18 protein-coding genes and 1 pseudogene are annotated in these 16,685 nt (G+C 53.3%); 9 read left to right on the top strand and 10 right to left on the bottom strand.

Annotated elements, in window-relative coordinates:
- Nucleotides 1-106: 106 nt before the first annotated feature.
- Nucleotides 107-970 carry a 16S rRNA (cytidine(1402)-2'-O)-methyltransferase gene (gene rsmI, locus QUF14_RS19735; RefSeq protein WP_000809263.1) on the bottom strand — a complete coding sequence of 288 codons (864 nt, stop codon included), beginning with the start codon at nucleotides 968-970 and terminating at the stop codon, nucleotides 107-109.
- 64 nt (nucleotides 971-1,034) lie between these two features.
- Between rsmI and lpoA the strand changes: the two genes are divergently transcribed.
- The 4 genes from lpoA to dolP are packed head-to-tail and all read left to right on the top strand — an operon-like array spanning nucleotide 1,035 to nucleotide 4,619.
- The gene (lpoA, locus tag QUF14_RS19740; protein WP_100733918.1) at nucleotides 1,035-3,071 is read left to right on the top strand and encodes a penicillin-binding protein activator LpoA; all 2,037 of its coding nucleotides are present in this window, start codon (nucleotides 1,035-1,037) and stop codon (nucleotides 3,069-3,071) included.
- Entirely contained in the window at nucleotides 3,029-3,424 is a 396-nt protein-coding gene (locus QUF14_RS19745) for a YraN family protein (RefSeq protein WP_000246843.1), read from the top strand. The genes lpoA and QUF14_RS19745 overlap by 43 nt, the downstream gene beginning before the upstream one ends.
- A gap of 19 nt (nucleotides 3,425-3,443) precedes the next feature.
- Complete coding sequence (diaA, locus tag QUF14_RS19750; RefSeq protein WP_001158035.1) at nucleotides 3,444-4,034, top strand: DnaA initiator-associating protein DiaA; 591 nt, start codon at nucleotides 3,444-3,446, stop codon at nucleotides 4,032-4,034.
- Nucleotides 4,035-4,043: 9 nt separating this feature from the next.
- Nucleotides 4,044-4,619 carry a division/outer membrane stress-associated lipid-binding lipoprotein gene (gene dolP, locus QUF14_RS19755; protein WP_000646033.1) on the top strand — a complete coding sequence of 192 codons (576 nt, stop codon included), beginning with the start codon at nucleotides 4,044-4,046 and terminating at the stop codon, nucleotides 4,617-4,619.
- Between the two features lie 203 nt (nucleotides 4,620-4,822).
- Here the strand turns inward: dolP and QUF14_RS19760 are convergent, their stop codons facing one another.
- Nucleotides 4,823-5,863 carry a permease gene (locus QUF14_RS19760; protein ID WP_000147589.1) on the bottom strand — a complete coding sequence of 347 codons (1,041 nt, stop codon included), beginning with the start codon at nucleotides 5,861-5,863 and terminating at the stop codon, nucleotides 4,823-4,825.
- Between the two features lie 72 nt (nucleotides 5,864-5,935).
- On the bottom strand, nucleotides 5,936-6,571 hold the full coding sequence (locus QUF14_RS19765; protein WP_001352912.1) for an NAD(P)H-binding protein: 636 nt from the start codon (nucleotides 6,569-6,571) through the stop codon (nucleotides 5,936-5,938).
- 127 nt (nucleotides 6,572-6,698) lie between these two features.
- Between QUF14_RS19765 and yhbO the strand changes: the two genes are divergently transcribed.
- Nucleotides 6,699-7,217: a protein/nucleic acid deglycase gene (yhbO, locus tag QUF14_RS19770; protein ID WP_000037614.1), complete on the top strand. Its 519-nt coding sequence runs from the start codon at nucleotides 6,699-6,701 to the stop codon at nucleotides 7,215-7,217.
- On the opposite strand, the gene QUF14_RS19775 is transcribed toward yhbO, so the two are convergent.
- Nucleotides 7,197-7,640 carry a YhbP family protein gene (locus QUF14_RS19775; RefSeq protein WP_000449454.1) on the bottom strand — a complete coding sequence of 148 codons (444 nt, stop codon included), beginning with the start codon at nucleotides 7,638-7,640 and terminating at the stop codon, nucleotides 7,197-7,199. The genes yhbO and QUF14_RS19775 overlap by 21 nt on opposite strands.
- A 50-nt stretch (nucleotides 7,641-7,690) precedes the next feature.
- Between QUF14_RS19775 and yhbQ the strand changes: the two are divergent.
- Nucleotides 7,691-7,994: pseudogene (gene yhbQ, locus QUF14_RS19780) on the top strand (DNA damage response exodeoxyribonuclease YhbQ).
- Here the strand turns inward: yhbQ and QUF14_RS19785 are convergent.
- Both QUF14_RS19785 and ubiT read right to left on the bottom strand, forming a co-directional pair.
- Nucleotides 7,981-8,484, bottom strand: a complete 504-nt coding sequence (locus QUF14_RS19785; RefSeq protein WP_000908554.1) for a GNAT family N-acetyltransferase — start codon at nucleotides 8,482-8,484, stop codon at nucleotides 7,981-7,983. The pseudogene yhbQ and the gene QUF14_RS19785 sit on opposite strands and share 14 nt — an antisense overlap.
- Complete coding sequence (gene ubiT / locus QUF14_RS19790) at nucleotides 8,478-9,002, bottom strand: ubiquinone anaerobic biosynthesis accessory factor UbiT (protein ID WP_001295552.1); 525 nt, start codon at nucleotides 9,000-9,002, stop codon at nucleotides 8,478-8,480. The genes QUF14_RS19785 and ubiT overlap by 7 nt, the downstream gene beginning before the upstream one ends.
- A 208-nt stretch (nucleotides 9,003-9,210) precedes the next feature.
- On the opposite strand from ubiT, the gene ubiU reads away from it, so the two are divergent.
- The 3 genes from ubiU to QUF14_RS19805 all read left to right on the top strand — a co-directional run bounded on the left by ubiU (nucleotide 9,211) and on the right by QUF14_RS19805 (nucleotide 12,181).
- Nucleotides 9,211-10,206, top strand: a complete 996-nt coding sequence (gene ubiU, locus QUF14_RS19795; protein WP_001354986.1) for a ubiquinone anaerobic biosynthesis protein UbiU — start codon at nucleotides 9,211-9,213, stop codon at nucleotides 10,204-10,206.
- 8 nt (nucleotides 10,207-10,214) lie between these two features.
- Complete coding sequence (locus QUF14_RS19800; RefSeq protein WP_001296442.1) at nucleotides 10,215-11,093, top strand: U32 family peptidase; 879 nt, start codon at nucleotides 10,215-10,217, stop codon at nucleotides 11,091-11,093.
- A gap of 80 nt (nucleotides 11,094-11,173) precedes the next feature.
- Entirely contained in the window at nucleotides 11,174-12,181 is a 1,008-nt protein-coding gene (locus tag QUF14_RS19805) for a luciferase-like monooxygenase (RefSeq protein WP_100733917.1), read from the top strand.
- A gap of 117 nt (nucleotides 12,182-12,298) precedes the next feature.
- On the opposite strand, the gene mtr is transcribed toward QUF14_RS19805, so the two are convergent.
- The 4 genes from mtr to nlpI all read right to left on the bottom strand — a co-directional run bounded on the left by mtr (nucleotide 12,299) and on the right by nlpI (nucleotide 16,648).
- Nucleotides 12,299-13,543: a tryptophan permease gene (mtr, locus tag QUF14_RS19810; protein ID WP_000224337.1), complete on the bottom strand. Its 1,245-nt coding sequence runs from the start codon at nucleotides 13,541-13,543 to the stop codon at nucleotides 12,299-12,301.
- Between the two features lie 151 nt (nucleotides 13,544-13,694).
- Entirely contained in the window at nucleotides 13,695-15,584 is a 1,890-nt protein-coding gene (deaD, locus tag QUF14_RS19815; RefSeq protein ID WP_024212165.1) for an ATP-dependent RNA helicase DeaD, read from the bottom strand.
- The gene (yrbN, locus tag QUF14_RS19820) at nucleotides 15,577-15,657 is read right to left on the bottom strand and encodes a protein YrbN (protein WP_010723222.1); all 81 of its coding nucleotides are present in this window, start codon (nucleotides 15,655-15,657) and stop codon (nucleotides 15,577-15,579) included. The genes deaD and yrbN overlap by 8 nt, the downstream gene beginning before the upstream one ends.
- Nucleotides 15,658-15,763: 106 nt before the next feature.
- Nucleotides 15,764-16,648, bottom strand: coding sequence for a lipoprotein NlpI (gene nlpI, locus QUF14_RS19825; protein WP_000802080.1), 885 nt, complete (start codon nucleotides 16,646-16,648; stop codon nucleotides 15,764-15,766).
- Nucleotides 16,649-16,685 lie beyond the last annotated feature (37 nt).

Raw genomic sequence — 16,685 nt, forward strand, 5'->3', positions numbered from 1 at the left:
AAGAGGTCAGTCCGCACAGAGCGAGGATTTACGGCGGTATTCACTAAAAAGACTGATTGTTTAGCAGGCGGCCCCTGGATTCTTCAAACGGGGCCAGGGAGAGATATCACTCCCCCTGCTGTTCCAGCGCATACTTATACAGCGCGTTTTTTTTCACGCCGTGAATCTCTGCCGCCAGCGCCGCCGCTTTCTTCAGCGGAAGCTCAGCCTGTAACAACGCCAGCGTGCGCAGGGCATCGGCGGGTAAGTCTTCTTCCTGCGCTTTATGGCCTTCAACAATCAGCACCATTTCGCCTTTGCGACGGTTTTCATCTTCTTTTACCCACGCCAGCAGCTCGCCAACGGGCGCGCCGTGAATGGTTTCCCAGGTTTTGGTGAGCTCACGCGCCAGAACGACGTAGCGGGATTCGCCTAATACCGCAACGATATCTTCCAGGCTATCTAACAGACGGTGGGTGGATTCATAAAAAATCAGCGTGCGCGGCTCCGCTTCAATGGCTTTTAGCGCATCACGGCGGCCTTTTGATTTGGCAGGCAGGAAACCTTCATAACAAAAACGATCGGATGGTAAACCCGCAGCACTTAATGCAGTGATAGCAGCACACGGCCCCGGTAGTGGCACCACGCGAATCCCCGCTTCTCGGCAGGTACGCACCAGATGATAGCCGGGATCGTTAATCAGTGGCGTTCCGGCATCGGACACCAGCGCAATGTTTTGCCCTTCCTGCAGCTTCGCCAGTAACGTTTCGGCTTTCTGTTGTTCGTTATGGTCGTGCAGCGCAAACAACCGGGCATTAATCCCAAAATGTTGCAGCAATAAACCAGTGTGACGAGTATCCTCGGCGGCAATCAGATCAACGGCCTGTAAAACCTCCAACGCACGCTGGGTGATATCTGCCAGATTGCCGATTGGCGTCGGTACAATGTAAAGCTGGCCCTGAGAATTATCCGCCGATTGGTGTTGTTTCATTGTGTCGTCCGTATTGCCGATTTAATATTGAGCATTGCGTAAAAAAAATATCACTGGATACATTATGGTACCCTCAACATTTTCTCGTTTGAAAGCCGCGCGTTGTCTGCCTGTTGTTCTGGCAGCCCTGATTTTCGCCGGTTGTGGCACCCATACTCCCGATCAGTCCACTGCCTATATGCAGGGCACGGCGCAGGCTGATTCTGCCTTTTATCTTCAGCAGATGCAGCAAAGCGCTGATGATACCAGGATCAACTGGCAATTACTCGCCATTCGTGCACTGGTGAAAGAAGGTAAAACCGGGCAGGCGGTGGAGCTGTTTAACCAACTGCCGCAGGAACTGAACGATTACCAGCGTCGCGAGAAAACTCTTCTGGCAGTAGAGATTAAGCTGGCGCAGAAAGATTTTGCTGGCGCACAAACCCTGCTGGCGAAAATCACACCTGCCGATTTAGATCAAAACCAGCAGGCGCGTTACTGGCAGGCAAAAATCGATGCCAGTCAGGGGCGTCCTTCCATTGATTTACTGCGCGCCTTAATTGCTCAGGAACCCCTGCTCGGCGCGAAAGAAAAGCAACAGAATATTGATGCTACATGGCAGGCACTCTCCTCCATGACTCAGGACCAGGCGAATACGCTGGTGATCAACGCCGACGAAAATATTCTGCAAGGCTGGCTTGATCTGCAGCGCGTCTGGTTTGATAACCGTAACGATCCCGACATGATGAAAGCTGGGATCGCCGACTGGCAGAAACGTTATCCGAACAACCCGGGCGCGAAAATGCTGCCTACGCAGTTGGTAAACGTAAAAGCATTTAAACCAGCGTCAACCAACAAAATAGCCCTGTTATTGCCGTTGAATGGTCAGGCCGCAGTATTTGGCCGCACTATTCAGCAAGGCTTTGAAGCGGCGAAAAATATCGGCACTCAGCCAGTGGCGGCACAGGCAACTGCCGCACCAATCGCAGACGTTGCAGAACAACCCCAGCAGCAAACTGTTGACGGCGTTGCCAGCCCGGCACAAGCCTCGGTTAGCGATCTGACAGGCGAAGAAACCGCGGCTCAACCAGTGCCTGTAAGCGCCCCGGCGGCAAACACTGCGGCGGTAAGCGCCCCCGCGAATCCATCCGCAGAGCTGAAAATTTATGATACCTCATCACAACCGCTTAGCCAGATCCTCAACCAGGTTCAGCAGGATGGCGCGAGTATTGTGGTCGGTCCGTTGCTGAAAAATAACGTTGAAGAGTTACTGAAAAGCAACACCCCGCTGAACGTGCTGGCACTGAACCAGCCAGAAAATATCGAAAACCGCGTCAATATTTGTTACTTCGCGCTTTCACCGGAAGACGAAGCGCGCGATGCAGCGCGTCATATTCGTAACCAGGGTAAACAAGCGCCACTGGTGCTGATCCCTCGCAGTTCGCTGGGCGATCGCGTAGCCAATGCGTTTGCGCAAGAGTGGCAGAAGCTGGGCGGCGGCACCGTTCTGCAACAAAAATTTGGTTCCACCAGCGAATTACGCGCGGGAGTTAACGGTGGTTCTGGTATCGCTTTAACCGGTAGCCCGATTACTCCCAGAGAAACAACCGACTCCGGCATGACGACCAACAATCCAACGCTGCAAACCACGCCAACCGATGACCAGTTCACCAATAATGGCGGCCGTGTCGATGCGGTGTACATTGTGGCAACGCCGGGCGAAATCGCTTTTATCAAACCGATGATCGCCATGCGTAACGGTAGCCAGAGTGGTGCAACGCTGTACGCAAGCTCCCGAAGCGCACAAGGCACCGCGGGTCCGGATTTCCGTCTGGAAATGGAAGGTTTGCAATATAGCGAAATCCCGATGCTGGCAGGCGGTAATCTGCCATTAATGCAGCAGGCGCTCAGTGCGGTGAATAACGATTATTCGCTGGCTCGCATGTATGCGATGGGCGTTGATGCCTGGTCGTTGGCAAATCATTTCTCACAAATGCGCCAGGTTCAGGGTTTCGAAATCAACGGTAATACCGGAAGTCTGACGGCTAACCCGGATTGCGTAATTAACAGGAAGTTATCATGGCTACAGTACCAACAAGGTCAGGTAGTCCCCGCCAGTTAACCACTAAACAGACCGGCGATGCGTGGGAAGCACAAGCGCGTCGCTGGCTGGAGAGCAAAGGACTGCGGTTTGTCGCCGCTAACGTGAACGAGCGTGGCGGCGAGATCGATCTGATAATGCGTGAAGGCAGGACCACTGTTTTTGTCGAGGTGCGTTACCGCCGCTCAGCCCTTTACGGTGGTGCGGCAGCCAGTGTGACCCACAGCAAACAACACAAATTATTACAGACTGCCCGCTTGTGGCTCGCGCGTCATAATGGGAGTTTTGATACTGTGGATTGCCGGTTCGATGTGGTAGCCTTCACCGGGAATGAAGTTGAGTGGATTAAGGATGCCTTTAATGACCACTCATAATTAAGGTTTAAGGATTAGCGTGCAAGAACGAATTAAAGCTTGCTTCACTGAAAGCATTCAAACTCAAATTGCGGCAGCAGAGGCGCTTCCGGATGCCATCTCCCGTGCAGCCATGACGCTGGTTCAGTCTCTGCTCAATGGCAACAAAATCCTCTGTTGTGGTAATGGAACTTCCGCTGCCAATGCACAGCATTTTGCTGCCAGCATGATCAACCGATTCGAAACGGAGCGGCCCAGCTTACCTGCCATTGCACTAAATACTGATAATGTTGTCTTAACGGCGATTGCCAACGATCGCTTACATGATGAAGTGTATGCTAAACAAGTGCGGGCGCTGGGGCATGCGGGAGATGTGTTGTTAGCCATTTCCACCCGTGGCAACAGCCGCGATATCGTAAAAGCAGTAGAAGCTGCTGTTACGCGTGATATGACCATTGTGGCATTGACTGGCTATGACGGCGGTGAACTTGCAGGGTTGTTAGGGCCACAGGATGTGGAGATCCGCATTCCTTCGCATCGTAGTGCTCGCATTCAGGAAATGCATATGCTGACGGTAAATTGCTTGTGCGATCTGATCGATAACACGCTTTTCCCTCACCAGGATGTTTAAGGAGAATACATGAAGGCATTATCGCCAATCGCAGTCCTTATTTCCGCACTGCTGTTGCAAGGTTGCGTTGCTGCCGCCGTAGTGGGCACCGCGGCTGTGGGTACAAAAGCCGCAACTGACCCACGCAGTGTCGGCACCCAGGTGGATGATGGAACCCTGGAAGTGCGCGTGAACAGCGCATTGTCGAAAGACGAACAAATCAAGAAAGAAGCACGCATTAATGTAACGGCCTATCAGGGCAAAGTGCTGCTGGTTGGGCAGTCACCAAATGCTGAACTTTCGGCTCGCGCCAAACAGATTGCTATGGGCGTAGACGGTGCCAACGAAGTGTATAACGAGATTCGTCAGGGCCAGCCGATTGGTCTGGGCGAAGCGTCTAACGATACGTGGATCACCACCAAAGTGCGTTCGCAGCTCTTAACCAGCGACCTGGTGAAATCGTCCAACGTGAAAGTGACCACCGAAAACGGTGAAGTGTTCCTGATGGGGCTGGTGACTGAACGTGAAGCGAAAGCGGCGGCAGATATTGCCAGTCGGGTGAGCGGCGTAAAACGTGTAACCACGGCGTTTACGTTCATTAAATAACAACGCCTTGTAATGCCTGATGCGACGCTTGCCGCGTCTTATCAGGCCTACACGACACAAACCGTAGGTCGGATAAGGCGCCTGCGCCGCATCCGACTGCCGTTGCCTGATGCGACGCTTGCCGCGTCTTATCAGGCCTGCAACGATGCAAACCGTAGGTCGGATAAGGCGTTTACGCCGCATCCGACATGTTTTCCCTCAAATCAGAACAACAGCGCCAGCCCGCCGACAATCACACCAGACACCGCCACCATCGCACCCGTCAGCCATAAGGCTTTCGCCGGGAACGCTTTACGCAACATTATCAGCGACGGCAAACTTACAGCAGGAAGCGTCATCAACAATGCCAGCGCCGGAGCGGTTCCCATACCTGCCAGCATCATCGTTTGTACAATCGGAATTTCTGCTGCCGTGGGAATGACAAACAAGCATCCCGCTACCGCCATCGCAATCACCCACATCAGGCTGTTATCGACAGCACCATCGGCATGGGGGAATAACCAGACGCGAGCGGCCCCCAACGCCAGTACGGCAAGGATATATACCGGGATCGTACTCCAGAAAAGCGTCCATAGCGCCCTACCCCAGCGGCTAAAGAATCCGCCCTGCACTTCCGGCATGTCAATTTCGACTGGCGCCTGCGTTTGCGGTGTCTCACGTACCCATTTTTGCACCAGTGTCGCAATCAACAACACCATCACCAGCCCCGCCACCAGACGAATCGCGGCAAAGCCCCAGCCAAGGACAAATCCCATGAATACCAGCGTCGCCGGGTTTAACAACGGATTCCCCATCCAGAATGCCAGCGCGCCCCCCATCGATACCTGTTGGCGACGCATCCCCGCCGCGACCGGTGCCGCACAGCAGGTACACATCATACCCGGCAGCGAAAACAGCGTCCCCAGCAGCGTGCCGCGAAAGCGCGATTGCCCAAGCGTACGCAGCAACCAGTCACGAGGGATCAGCACCTGAATCAACGACCCGAGGAGCACTCCCAGCACCGCCGCTTTCCATACCGCGAGGAAATAGACCATCGCGTAATCCAACGCCGCCTGCCACGGATTAGCATCCGCCTGTGAGAGTATTGATTTACCGATGTTGTGAGTTTCGGCGGCGGTAAACGCTTTGCCGTAGTAAGGTTGCCATTTCACATACCAGAGACCAGCAATGACAACGAGAAAGAAAAGCGCGGGTTTCCACCACTGAATGGGCGTTGCCGCCTGAGATGAAGACTGACCAGTCATAGCATTCCCCAGGAATTAGTTATGATAATTGAGCGCGTGAATATTACGCTCACTATCAATTCTTGGGAATAATTATTCAGCTCTTTTGCGTAATTCTGAAGAGCTTAAAATAGTCACACCTTCATGCTCAGGCCGCATCGCCTCTGCCAGCATGACCCGCGCCACGTCTCGCGCATCAATGGATTTCCAGTTACCCGGTAGCAGACGAAACAACGGTGCAAAAAGCGTTTCGTTCATCCGCTGCTTGCTGCGATCGCCCAGCAACATCGACGGACGGGCAATGGTCAGTTTCGGCCAGTTCTGGGCGATTAACGCTTCTTCCATCTCCCCTTTGACGCGGTTATAGAAAAACGGCGAGTGGGGGTTGGCACCCATAGCACTGACTACCAGCATATGCTGAGCACCTAGTCGCCGCCCGGTTAATGCGGTATCCACTACCAGTGTGTAATCGGCATGAATAAACGCTTCTTTGCTCCCTGCTTCCCGCCGCGTGGTGCCGAGACAACAAAACACAATGTCGATGGGATCAGTGACCTGCGCCAGCGCGTCGGTCAGTTGCGGATCATGGGGATTGAACACTCCTGGCATATCTCCCAACGGACGTCGCGTCGGTGCAGCAATAGCGTTAACTTTCGGTTCGTTAATCAACATCCGCAGCAGGTGACCGCCCACCAGCCCCGTTGCGCCTGTAATCAGTACCTGACTCATCTTCGCTCCTTTACAGAATTGTCTGCCTTGCGCTCCCCGGCTCATGCACCAGGCTTAATAGACCATGAGGTAATTATCCCCGATTGTGAGAAATTCGCCTCATCCAATGCAACAACGCGGAGGAAGCATGAGTAAGAAAATTGCCGTTTTAATCACTGATGAATTTGAGGATTCAGAATTTACTTCACCCGCAGACGAGTTCCGTAAAGCCGGACACGAAGTGATTACCATTGAAAAACAAGCGGGTAAAACGGTGAAAGGGAAAAAAGGAGAAGCCAGCGTGACCATCGATAAATCCATCGATGAAGTGACGCCAGCCGAGTTTGATGCCCTGCTGCTACCGGGCGGCCATTCACCGGATTATCTGCGTGGCGACAACCGTTTTGTCACCTTTACCCGTGATTTTGTGAATAGCGGCAAACCGGTGTTTGCCATTTGCCACGGTCCGCAGCTGCTGATCAGCGCCGATGTGATTCGGGGACGCAAACTGACCGCGGTTAAACCGATTGTGATTGATGTTAAAAACGCGGGCGCGGAATTTTACGATCAGGAAGTCGTGGTCGATAAAGATCAGCTGGTTACCAGTCGGACACCGGACGATTTGCCCGCGTTTAACCGCGAGGCGTTACGCCTGCTCGGTGCCTGAGCTACGTAGCCAAATCATTTTTTTACCAAAGCCCAGCGTGTTGTCAGTGAATTTGATTTCATCAAGCCGGATTTCCCACACCGGCGCCGACAGCATTCTGGCAACCGGAAAGCGACGATTATACGCCTTGCGCGCAAGGTCGCTTTCCTCACCTTCCAGTCTGCGGATCTCACCTTTAAACTGCACGCCGCGAATTAACGCTACCGTTTTCGGCTGACCGTTTACCGTTCCAGCAACTGCCGCCTGCGGCCCACTCATCTGCGCGTGACGCGTTTTTTCCTCCGTCAAAATGTAGAAGGCAACTTTCTGTGCATCAAAAAGATAAAAGGCATTGGCGCACCACAATTCCCCTTCCTGCTGCACACACCAGGTGACAACATGTTGTTTTGCCAGCCAACGGCTGATGGCGGTGAGTGTTTCCATAGCTGTTCTCTTTTATACTGTGGGCCTGACCTTAACATGTGACGCAGACGATGACACCCTGGTTTCTTTACTTGATCCGTACCGCCGACAATAAGCTTTATACCGGGATCACTACGGATGTTGAACGCCGCTATCAGCAGCACCAAAGCGGAAAAGGGGCGAAAGCACTGCGTGGGAAAGGTGAACTGACGCTGGCATTTTCCGCGCCAGTGGGCGACCGTTCGCTGGCACTACGGGCGGAATATCGCGTTAAACAACTGACCAAACGGCAAAAAGAACGTCTGGTAGCGGAAGGCGCAGGGTTTGCAGAACTGTTGAGCAGCCTGCAACCCCCCAAAGATTAAAAGCGATTGAAGTGCTCGTGATACTCAACCAGACCGGTTACGCCGTTCAGCGCGTCATCCGCTAAACGATGTACCTGGAAGGCGCTTTCAGTGCCCGGCCAGCGACAACGCAGATCGTGATGCGCCGCCAGTTCAAAGCCGAAACGGCTGTACAGCGCCGGATCGCCCAGCGTCACCACTGCGGCATAGCCGAACTCATTAAGCGAATCGAGTCCTTCATAGACCAGTTGGCGTGCCAGCCCCTGTCCACGGTATTTTTCATCTACCGCCAGCGGTGCCATGCCGACCCATTGTAGATCTTCGCCCTGCACATCAACCGGACTAAATGCCACATAGCCAATGACCTGACCTTCGTCATCTGTCGCCACCAGCCCCAGCGTCAGAAAGCCATCTTCACGCAGATCGTGAACCAGCTTCGCTTCCGCATCGCTTTCGAATGAACGACGCAGCAGGGCATCAATACCCGGCGCATCAATGGGAATTTCTACTCGAATTAGCATGGTTCACCTACCGATGTCTGTTTGGTTTCAGGCGCGGTTTTCATTCCCGCCTCAACAAAATCCGCCAGTTGCAGCAGCATCATGCGTAAGGCTTTCGGCATTTGCTCCAATTCAATGGCGTCCATCAGGTTTTTCACATATAACCCCAGCTCCGTATCGCCTTCAATCACCAGCCGACGTTGGAAGAAGAGCGTGTCCGGATCTTGTTTACGCGCCGCAATCATCAGCAGATCGCTGGCGTCGGCACTAAAACTCACATCAGCTTGCGCGTTCTGGCTAACGACCAGTTTGCCATTCACCACCGAGGTAAACCATTGCAGGTCAATATCACGCACATGAATACTTAACCAGCGGCCTTCAAGAAACTCCAGCTCGCCATCATCCAGCGCCTGGCGGAATTGCCAGCTTAAGACCTGCTCAAGAACCTGGCGTTTTAGCGCAAATGGCGTCAGTTTTACCGGTACACTCAACAGAGATGGCCCCAAATGCACAATACGGGAACGCAGTTTATCCAACACGAGTTTTACTCCCTGTTTCAACAATCATCCTATTTTGCCATATCAGAAAAATAACATAGCGGTATAAATCAACAATTCCATATGAAATTGCTGCTACCACCAATACAACTTTAACTGCCTTAAATCAAAAATTGTCGCTGCAAGGTTAACTAAAATCCCAGTTCGTTAACATTTTTGCGTTTTGATAGCGCACCCTTCAGGAAAAATTATGGAGCTGCTCTGCCCTGCCGGAAATCTCCCGGCGCTTAAGGCGGCCATAGAAAACGGCGCAGATGCTGTTTATATCGGGCTAAAAGATGATACCAATGCCCGTCACTTCGCCGGCCTTAACTTTACCGAGAAAAAATTGCAGGAAGCGGTGAGTTTTGTCCATCAACATCGCCGCAAACTTCACATCGCGATTAACACTTTTGCGCATCCGGACGGTTACGCCCGCTGGCAGCGCGCCGTGGATATGGCGGCGCAGCTGGGTGCCGACGCGCTGATCCTCGCCGACCTCGCCATGCTGGAGTACGCCGCCCAGCGATACCCGCATATTGAACGTCATGTGTCAGTGCAGGCTTCAGCAACCAATGAAGAGGCGATTCACTTTTATCATCGTCATTTTGACGTTGCCCGCGTCGTGTTGCCGCGCGTGTTATCGATTCATCAGGTGAAACAACTGGCGCGGGTCACGCCTGTACCACTAGAAGTGTTCGCTTTCGGCAGTCTGTGCATTATGTCGGAAGGTCGTTGCTATCTGTCGTCGTATCTGACGGGTGAGTCGCCCAACACCGTGGGGGCATGTTCTCCGGCCCGTTTCGTGCGCTGGCAGCAAACGCCGCAGGGGCTGGAATCCCGCCTGAACGAAGTGCTGATCGACCGTTATCAGGACGGCGAAAACGCAGGTTATCCGACGCTGTGTAAAGGGCGTTATCTGGTGGACGGCGAGCGCTATCATGCGCTGGAAGAACCAACCAGTCTCAATACCCTTGAGCTACTGCCGGAGTTAATGGCGGCGAATATCGCTTCGGTGAAAATTGAAGGCCGCCAGCGTAGCCCTGCGTATGTCAGCCAGGTAGCGAAAGTCTGGCGTCAGGCTATCGACCGTTGTAAGGCCGATCCGCAAAACTTCGTGCCGCAAAGCGCGTGGATGGAGACGCTCGGGTCGATGTCCGAAGGCACACAAACCACTCTTGGCGCGTATCACCGTAAATGGCAGTGAGAAAAGCAATGAAATATTCCTTAGGGCCGGTGCTGTGGTACTGGCCAAAAGAGACGCTGGAAGATTTTTATCAGCAGGCCGCCGCCAGCAGCGCAGACGTGATTTATCTCGGTGAAGCGGTCTGTAGCAAACGCCGGGCAACCAAAGTTGGCGACTGGCTGGAGATGGCAAAATCGCTCGCCGGAAGTGGCAAGCAGATTGTGCTCTCCACGCTGGCGCTGGTGCAGGCATCCTCCGAACTGGGCGAACTGAAACGCTATGTTGAGAACGGTGAGTTTCTGATTGAAGCCAGCGATCTTGGCGTGGTGAATATGTGCGCTGAGCGCAAACTGCCGTTCGTCGCCGGACACGCGCTGAACTGCTACAACGCGGTGACGCTGAAAATATTGCTCAAACAGGGCATGATGCGCTGGTGTATGCCGGTGGAACTTTCCCGCGACTGGCTGGTGAATCTGCTTAATCAGTGCGATGAGCTGGGCATTCGCAACCAGTTTGAAGTGGAAGTCTTGAGCTACGGTCATCTGCCGCTGGCCTACTCCGCCCGCTGCTTTACCGCGCGTTCGGAAGACCGCCCAAAAGATGAGTGTGAAACCTGCTGCATTAAGTATCCGAACGGGCGCAACGTGCTGTCGCAGGAAAACCAACAAGTGTTTGTGCTCAATGGCATTCAGACCATGAGCGGCTACGTGTACAACCTCGGTAACGAGCTGGCATCCATGCAGGGGCTGGTTGATGTGGTCCGCCTGTCACCGCAGGGTACTGACACTTTCGCTATGCTCGACGCCTTCCGCGCTAATGAAAATGGTGCTGCACCACTCCCGTTGACGGCAAACAGCGACTGTAACGGCTACTGGAGACGGCTGGCTGGGCTGGAACTGCAAGCCTAAGCAAATAGCTCACTTTGTTAACAACTTTAACTACCCTTTAATGCAGTATTAAAGATTAATCGGTAACAAAGTGAGCTGTTATGACTGATAAAACCATTGCGTTTTCGCTACTCGATCTGGCCCCCATCCCCGAAGGTTCTTCAGCGCGAGAAGCGTTCTACCACTCTCTCGACCTCGCCCGTCTGGCTGAAAAGCGCGGCTATCATCGCTACTGGCTGGCAGAACACCACAATATGACCGGCATTGCCAGTGCTGCAACATCGGTATTGATTGGCTATCTGGCGGCGAATACCACCACGCTGCATCTGGGTTCTGGCGGCGTGATGTTGCCTAACCACTCACCGTTGGTCATTGCCGAACAGTTCGGTACGCTCAATACTCTCTATCCGGGGCGAATCGATTTGGGGCTGGGCCGTGCTCCGGGTAGTGACCAGCGAACCATGATGGCACTACGTCGCCATATGAGCGGCGATATTGATAATTTCCTCCGCGATGTCGCGGAGCTGGTGGACTGGTTTGACGCCCGTGATCCCAATCCGCATGTGCGCCCTGTACCGGGCTATGGCGAGAAAATCCCCGTGTGGTTGTTAGGCTCCAGCCTTTACAGTGCGCAACTGGCGGCGCAGCTTGGTCTGCCGTTTGCGTTTGCCTCACACTTCGCGCCGGATATGCTGTTCCAGGCGCTGCATCTTTATCGCAGCAACTTCAAACCGTCGGCACGACTGGAAAAACCGTATGCGATGGTGTGCATCAATATTATCGCCGCCGACAGCAACCGCGACGCTGAATTTCTGTTTACCTCAATGCAGCAAGCCTTTGTGAAGCTGCGCCGCGGTGAAACCGGGCAACTGCCGCCACCGATTCAAAATATGGATCAGTTCTGGTCACCGTCTGAGCAGTATGGCGTGCAGCAGGCGCTGAGTATGTCGCTGGTGGGTGATAAAGCGAAAGTGCGTCATGGTTTGCAGTCGATCCTGCGCGAAACCGACGCGGATGAGATTATGGTTAACGGGCAGATTTTCGATCACCAGGCGCGCCTGCATTCGTTTGAGCTGGCGATGGATGTTAAGGAAGAGTTACTGGGATAGTGTGTTTTAACGTGGGAAGCCTTATCCGAGCTGGCAACGCTGTCCTACCTAGGCCTGATAAGCGAAGCACATCAGGCATTGTGTAGGCAGCAGAAATGTCGGATAAGGCACCGCTGATTACTGATACACCGGCAGCAAATTAAAGCTCGATAAAATATGCACCAGTGCGTTGCCAACGCCAAACACCAGAATCAGTGCAATCATCGGCTTGCCGCCCCAGACACGGAATTTCGGGCTGCCAAAGCGTTTACGCGATGCGCGGGCCAACAGCGCCGGAACAATTGCCGCCCAGATGGTAGCCGCTAAGCCAGCATAACCAATAGCGTACAGGAATCCGTTCGGGAACAGCAGGCCACCCACGACAGGCGGTGCAAAGGTCAGCAACGCCGTTTTAAAGCGGCCCAGGGCAGAGTCGTCAAAACCAAACAGATCTGCCAGATAGTCAAACAAACCCAGCGTTACGCCGAGGAACGAACTCGCTACCGCAAAGTTTGAGAACACGACCAGTAGCAGATCCAGACTACGACTGTTCAGCACGCCGCTTAACGCCTGTACCAGCACATCAATATTACCGCCCTTCTCGGCGATGCCGATAAACTCCGGACGAGGGATGTTGCCCATCGTCGCCAGCAACCAGATGGTATACAGCGCCAGCGCCATCAGCGTACCGTAGACCAGGCATTTCACGATAGTTTTCGGATCTTTGCCATAATACTTCATCAGGCTCGGCACGTTACCGTGATAACCAAATGAGGCCAGACAGAACGGCAGGGTCATCAACAGATACGGTGCATAAGACGCATTGCTTTCCGCGACGTTAAACAATGTCGCAGGCTGCACATGCCCCAGCAAACTGCCGAAAGTGAGGAAGAAGGTAATAACTTTCGCCCCCAGCACAATCGCCGTCATCCGGCTGACGGCTTTGGTGCTCAACCACACCACAAATGCCACCAGTAGCGCAAAACCAAAACCTGCAGCTCGTGCCGGAACATTCAGCGACATCTCCGCGAAGGTGTGATGCAGAATCGAACCGCTGGCAGAAATATAGGCGTAAGTCAGGATGTAGAGCACAAAGGCAATGGAAATGCCGTTGACCACGTTCCAGCCTTTGCCTAGCAAATCTTTGGTTATGGTGTCAAAACTCGAACCGATTCGATAATTCAGGTTAGCTTCCAGAATCATCAAGCCGGAATGCAGCATACAGAACCAGGTAAAGATCAGCGCCGCCATTGACCAGAAGAACCACGCCCCGGACATGACCACAGGCAGAGAAAACATCCCTGCGCCAATAATGGTGCCGCCGATAATCACCACGCCGCCAAGCAGCGACGGTGACGTTTGGGTGGTGGTTAGTGTTGCCATGAGGGCTTCTCTCCAGTGAAAAATAGTGCGACTGCGTTGTTATGCATTGCACTGTACCAGTACACGAGTACAAAAGACAGAAAAAAAGCCCCGATTGTTAAAATCGGGGCTGTATATTTTACTTTACGGCAGAGTTCTGCGGGTCAGCGAATTACGCATCACCACCGAAACGACGACGACCAGTAGAGTCATCACGACGCGGCGTGCGGCCTTCACGACGTTCGCCGCTGAAACGACGACCATCACCACGACCACCTTCACGGCGCTCACCGCTGAAGTTACGACCGCCTTCACGACGTTCGCCACCGAAACCACGACCACCACCACGACGCTCACCACCAGTATGCGGCTGTGCATCGCCCAGCAGCTGCATGTTCATCGGCTTGTTGAGAATGCGAGTACGCGTAAAGTGTTGCAGCACTTCACCCGGCATACCTTTCGGCAGTTCGATGGTGGAGTGAGAAGCAAACAGCTTGATGTTACCGATGTAACGGCTGCTGATGTCGCCTTCGTTAGCAATCGCGCCAACGATATGACGAACTTCAACACCATCATCGCGGCCCACTTCAATACGGTACAGCTGCATATCGCCAACATCACGACGTTCACGACGCGGACGATCTTCACGGTCGCCACGCGGGCCACGGTCGTTACGATCGCGCGGACCACGGTCATCACGGTCACGGAATTCACGTTTCGGACGCATCGGCGCATCTGGCGGCACGATCAGAGTACGTTCACCCTGTGCCATTTTCAGCAGTGCGGCTGCCAGAGTTTCGAGATCCAGCTCTTCACCTTCTGCAGTCGGCTGAATTTTGTTCAGCAGTGCACGGTATTGATCCAGATCGCTGCTTTCCAGCTGCTGCTGTACTTTAGCGGCGAATTTTTCCAGACGGCGTTTGCCCAGCAGCTCTGCGTTCGGCAGTTCTACTTCCGGAATGGTCAGCTTCATAGTGCGTTCAATGTTGCGCAGCAGACGACGCTCGCGGTTCTCAACGAACAGCAGTGCGCGACCAGCACGCCCCGCACGGCCGGTACGACCAATACGGTGAACGTAAGACTCAGAATCCATCGGGATATCGTAGTTAACTACCAGGCTGATACGCTCAACGTCCAGGCCACGGGCCGCAACGTCGGTCGCAATCAGGATATCCAGACGACCATCTTTCAGGCGTTCCAGAGTCTGCTCACGCAGCGCCTGGTTCATGTCACCGTTCAGTGCAGCGCTGTTGTAGCCGTTACGCTCAAGAGCTTCTGCCACTTCCAAAGTCGCGTTTTTAGTACGAACGAAGATAATCGCCGCATCAAAATCTTCCGCTTCCAGGAAACGTACCAGCGCTTCGTTTTTACGCATCCCCCACACAGTCCAGTAGCTCTGGCTGATGTCAGGACGGGTAGTCACGCTGGACTGAATGCGTACTTCCTGCGGCTCTTTCATAAAGCGGCGGGTAATGCGACGAATCGCTTCCGGCATAGTTGCAGAGAACAGAGCGGTCTGATGACCTTCCGGGATCTGCGCCATAATGGTTTCAACGTCTTCGATGAAGCCCATGCGCAGCATTTCGTCAGCTTCATCCAGAACCAGACCGCTCAGTTTAGAGAGGTCCAGAGTGCCACGTTTCAGGTGATCCAGCAGACGGCCAGGAGTACCGACAACGATCTGCGGCCCCTGACGCAGGGCGCGTAATTGCACGTCATAACGCTGGCCGCCGTACAGGGCAACCACGTTTACGCCGCGCATGTGTTTAGAGAAATCCGTCATTGCCTCAGCAACCTGTACCGCCAGTTCGCGGGTCGGTGCCAGCACCAGAATCTGTGGTGCTTTCAGCTCAGGATCAAGATTTTGCAGCAGAGGTAAAGAGAATGCTGCAGTTTTTCCGCTCCCCGTCTGGGCCATACCCAGAACGTCGCGGCCATTCAGCAGATGTGGAATACACTCTGCCTGAATTGGAGATGGTTTTTCGTAACCCAGATCGTTAAGGGCTTCAAGGATAGGAGCCTTCAGGCCCAGATCTGCAAAAGTGGTTTCGAATTCAGCCATGTAGTACGTGTGCCTCAAAATTAATGGCGGCCAGTCTACATAACTCATCATGAAATTGATCAGCAATTTTCATTGAAAAGTGTGAACCGGCTCAAAGTAGGTGTATTAACGAACAACAACGCCCTCACCCGTTAAGGTGATGGCAATCAAAAAAGATTACGGGCTGATGTGTACGTCAGCTATTGCTGGTCCGATTCTGCCAGGTCATCTTGGTCCTGGCCCAGGAGCGATAATTCCAACAATGCGTATCGGTGCTCAACAAAGTTATGAACGTTGTTGGCAACCGCCAGTTTGAACAGTGCCGTGGCGCTGTCCAAATCCCCCAGACTTAGGTAGTACTTACCTAAATAGAAGTTGGTTTCACTGAGATGCTCAGCGAGCGAGGTGTTATCCGTTGCGTCCGCCTTGAGCCTTTCCATTAACGTTTGTTCGCTAATGTTGCCCAGGTAGAACTCGACAATGTTCCATCCCCACTGCTCCTTATCCGATTTTTCGAAGTGCTGTTTTAACACTTCTTTAGCCTGCTTCTCATCGAGCTTCTGCTCGGCGAGATAAAGCCACAGACTACGGAAAGGATCATTGGGATCGTCTTGATAAAACGCCAGCAGATCATCTTGCGCTAACTTGTCACGACCGCCGTAATATAATGCGATCCCGCGATTCAAGTGCGCGTAGTTGTAAGTTGGATCAAGCTCAAGTACAGAATCAAACGCTTCATAGGCAGCATCAAAATTGCCTGCCTGCGTTAAATATATGCCTAAGTAATTGAATACTTCAGGCATATCCGGTCGGATTGCCAGCGCTTGCGAAAAATCGTTACGCGCTAATGCCCTCAGACCGAGACTATCATACAACACTCCGCGCTCATATAAAAGCTGTGCGCGTTCGTCATCGGTTAAAGCCCGACTGGCAAGGATTTGTTCCATACGTGCCAGAATCACTTCCTGCTGCAAAGTCGGTTGCAATGGTACCGCGAGGACTTCACTTTTACGCCAGGAAGTATTACTGCATCCTGCAAGCGTAAGTGCTGTCGCAACGAAACACCAGCGCAAAAAAGGCTTCATTTCCCACTCCCGAAGACCACGGTTGAATGAACGTCCT

This window comes from Escherichia sp. HH091_1A (assembly GCF_030295175.1).
In the GTDB taxonomy this organism is placed as follows: Bacteria; Pseudomonadota; Gammaproteobacteria; order Enterobacterales; family Enterobacteriaceae; genus Escherichia; species Escherichia coli_F.

Excerpts from the sequence above, each read along its gene's own strand:
- mtr (WP_000224337.1), bottom strand. The coding sequence starts at position 13,543 with ATGGCAACACTAACCACCACCCAAACGTCACCGTCGCTGCTTGGCGGC.
- QUF14_RS19745 (WP_000246843.1), top strand. The coding sequence starts at position 3,029 with ATGGCTACAGTACCAACAAGGTCAGGTAGTCCCCGCCAGTTAACCACT.
- QUF14_RS19800 (WP_001296442.1), top strand. The coding sequence starts at position 10,215 with ATGAAATATTCCTTAGGGCCGGTGCTGTGGTACTGGCCAAAAGAGACG.
- QUF14_RS19760 (WP_000147589.1), bottom strand. The coding sequence starts at position 5,863 with ATGACTGGTCAGTCTTCATCTCAGGCGGCAACGCCCATTCAGTGGTGG.
- yrbN (WP_010723222.1), bottom strand. The coding sequence starts at position 15,657 with ATGAAAATTGCTGATCAATTTCATGATGAGTTATGTAGACTGGCCGCC.
- QUF14_RS19785 (WP_000908554.1), bottom strand. The coding sequence starts at position 8,484 with ATGCTAATTCGAGTAGAAATTCCCATTGATGCGCCGGGTATTGATGCC.
- dolP (WP_000646033.1), top strand. The coding sequence starts at position 4,044 with ATGAAGGCATTATCGCCAATCGCAGTCCTTATTTCCGCACTGCTGTTG.
- rsmI (WP_000809263.1), bottom strand. The coding sequence starts at position 970 with ATGAAACAACACCAATCGGCGGATAATTCTCAGGGCCAGCTTTACATT.
- yhbO (WP_000037614.1), top strand. The coding sequence starts at position 6,699 with ATGAGTAAGAAAATTGCCGTTTTAATCACTGATGAATTTGAGGATTCA.
- ubiU (WP_001354986.1), top strand. The coding sequence starts at position 9,211 with ATGGAGCTGCTCTGCCCTGCCGGAAATCTCCCGGCGCTTAAGGCGGCC.
- QUF14_RS19805 (WP_100733917.1), top strand. The coding sequence starts at position 11,174 with ATGACTGATAAAACCATTGCGTTTTCGCTACTCGATCTGGCCCCCATC.
- QUF14_RS19775 (WP_000449454.1), bottom strand. The coding sequence starts at position 7,640 with ATGGAAACACTCACCGCCATCAGCCGTTGGCTGGCAAAACAACATGTT.
- lpoA (WP_100733918.1), top strand. The coding sequence starts at position 1,035 with ATGGTACCCTCAACATTTTCTCGTTTGAAAGCCGCGCGTTGTCTGCCT.
- QUF14_RS19765 (WP_001352912.1), bottom strand. The coding sequence starts at position 6,571 with ATGAGTCAGGTACTGATTACAGGCGCAACGGGGCTGGTGGGCGGTCAC.
- deaD (WP_024212165.1), bottom strand. The coding sequence starts at position 15,584 with ATGGCTGAATTCGAAACCACTTTTGCAGATCTGGGCCTGAAGGCTCCT.
- nlpI (WP_000802080.1), bottom strand. The coding sequence starts at position 16,648 with ATGAAGCCTTTTTTGCGCTGGTGTTTCGTTGCGACAGCACTTACGCTT.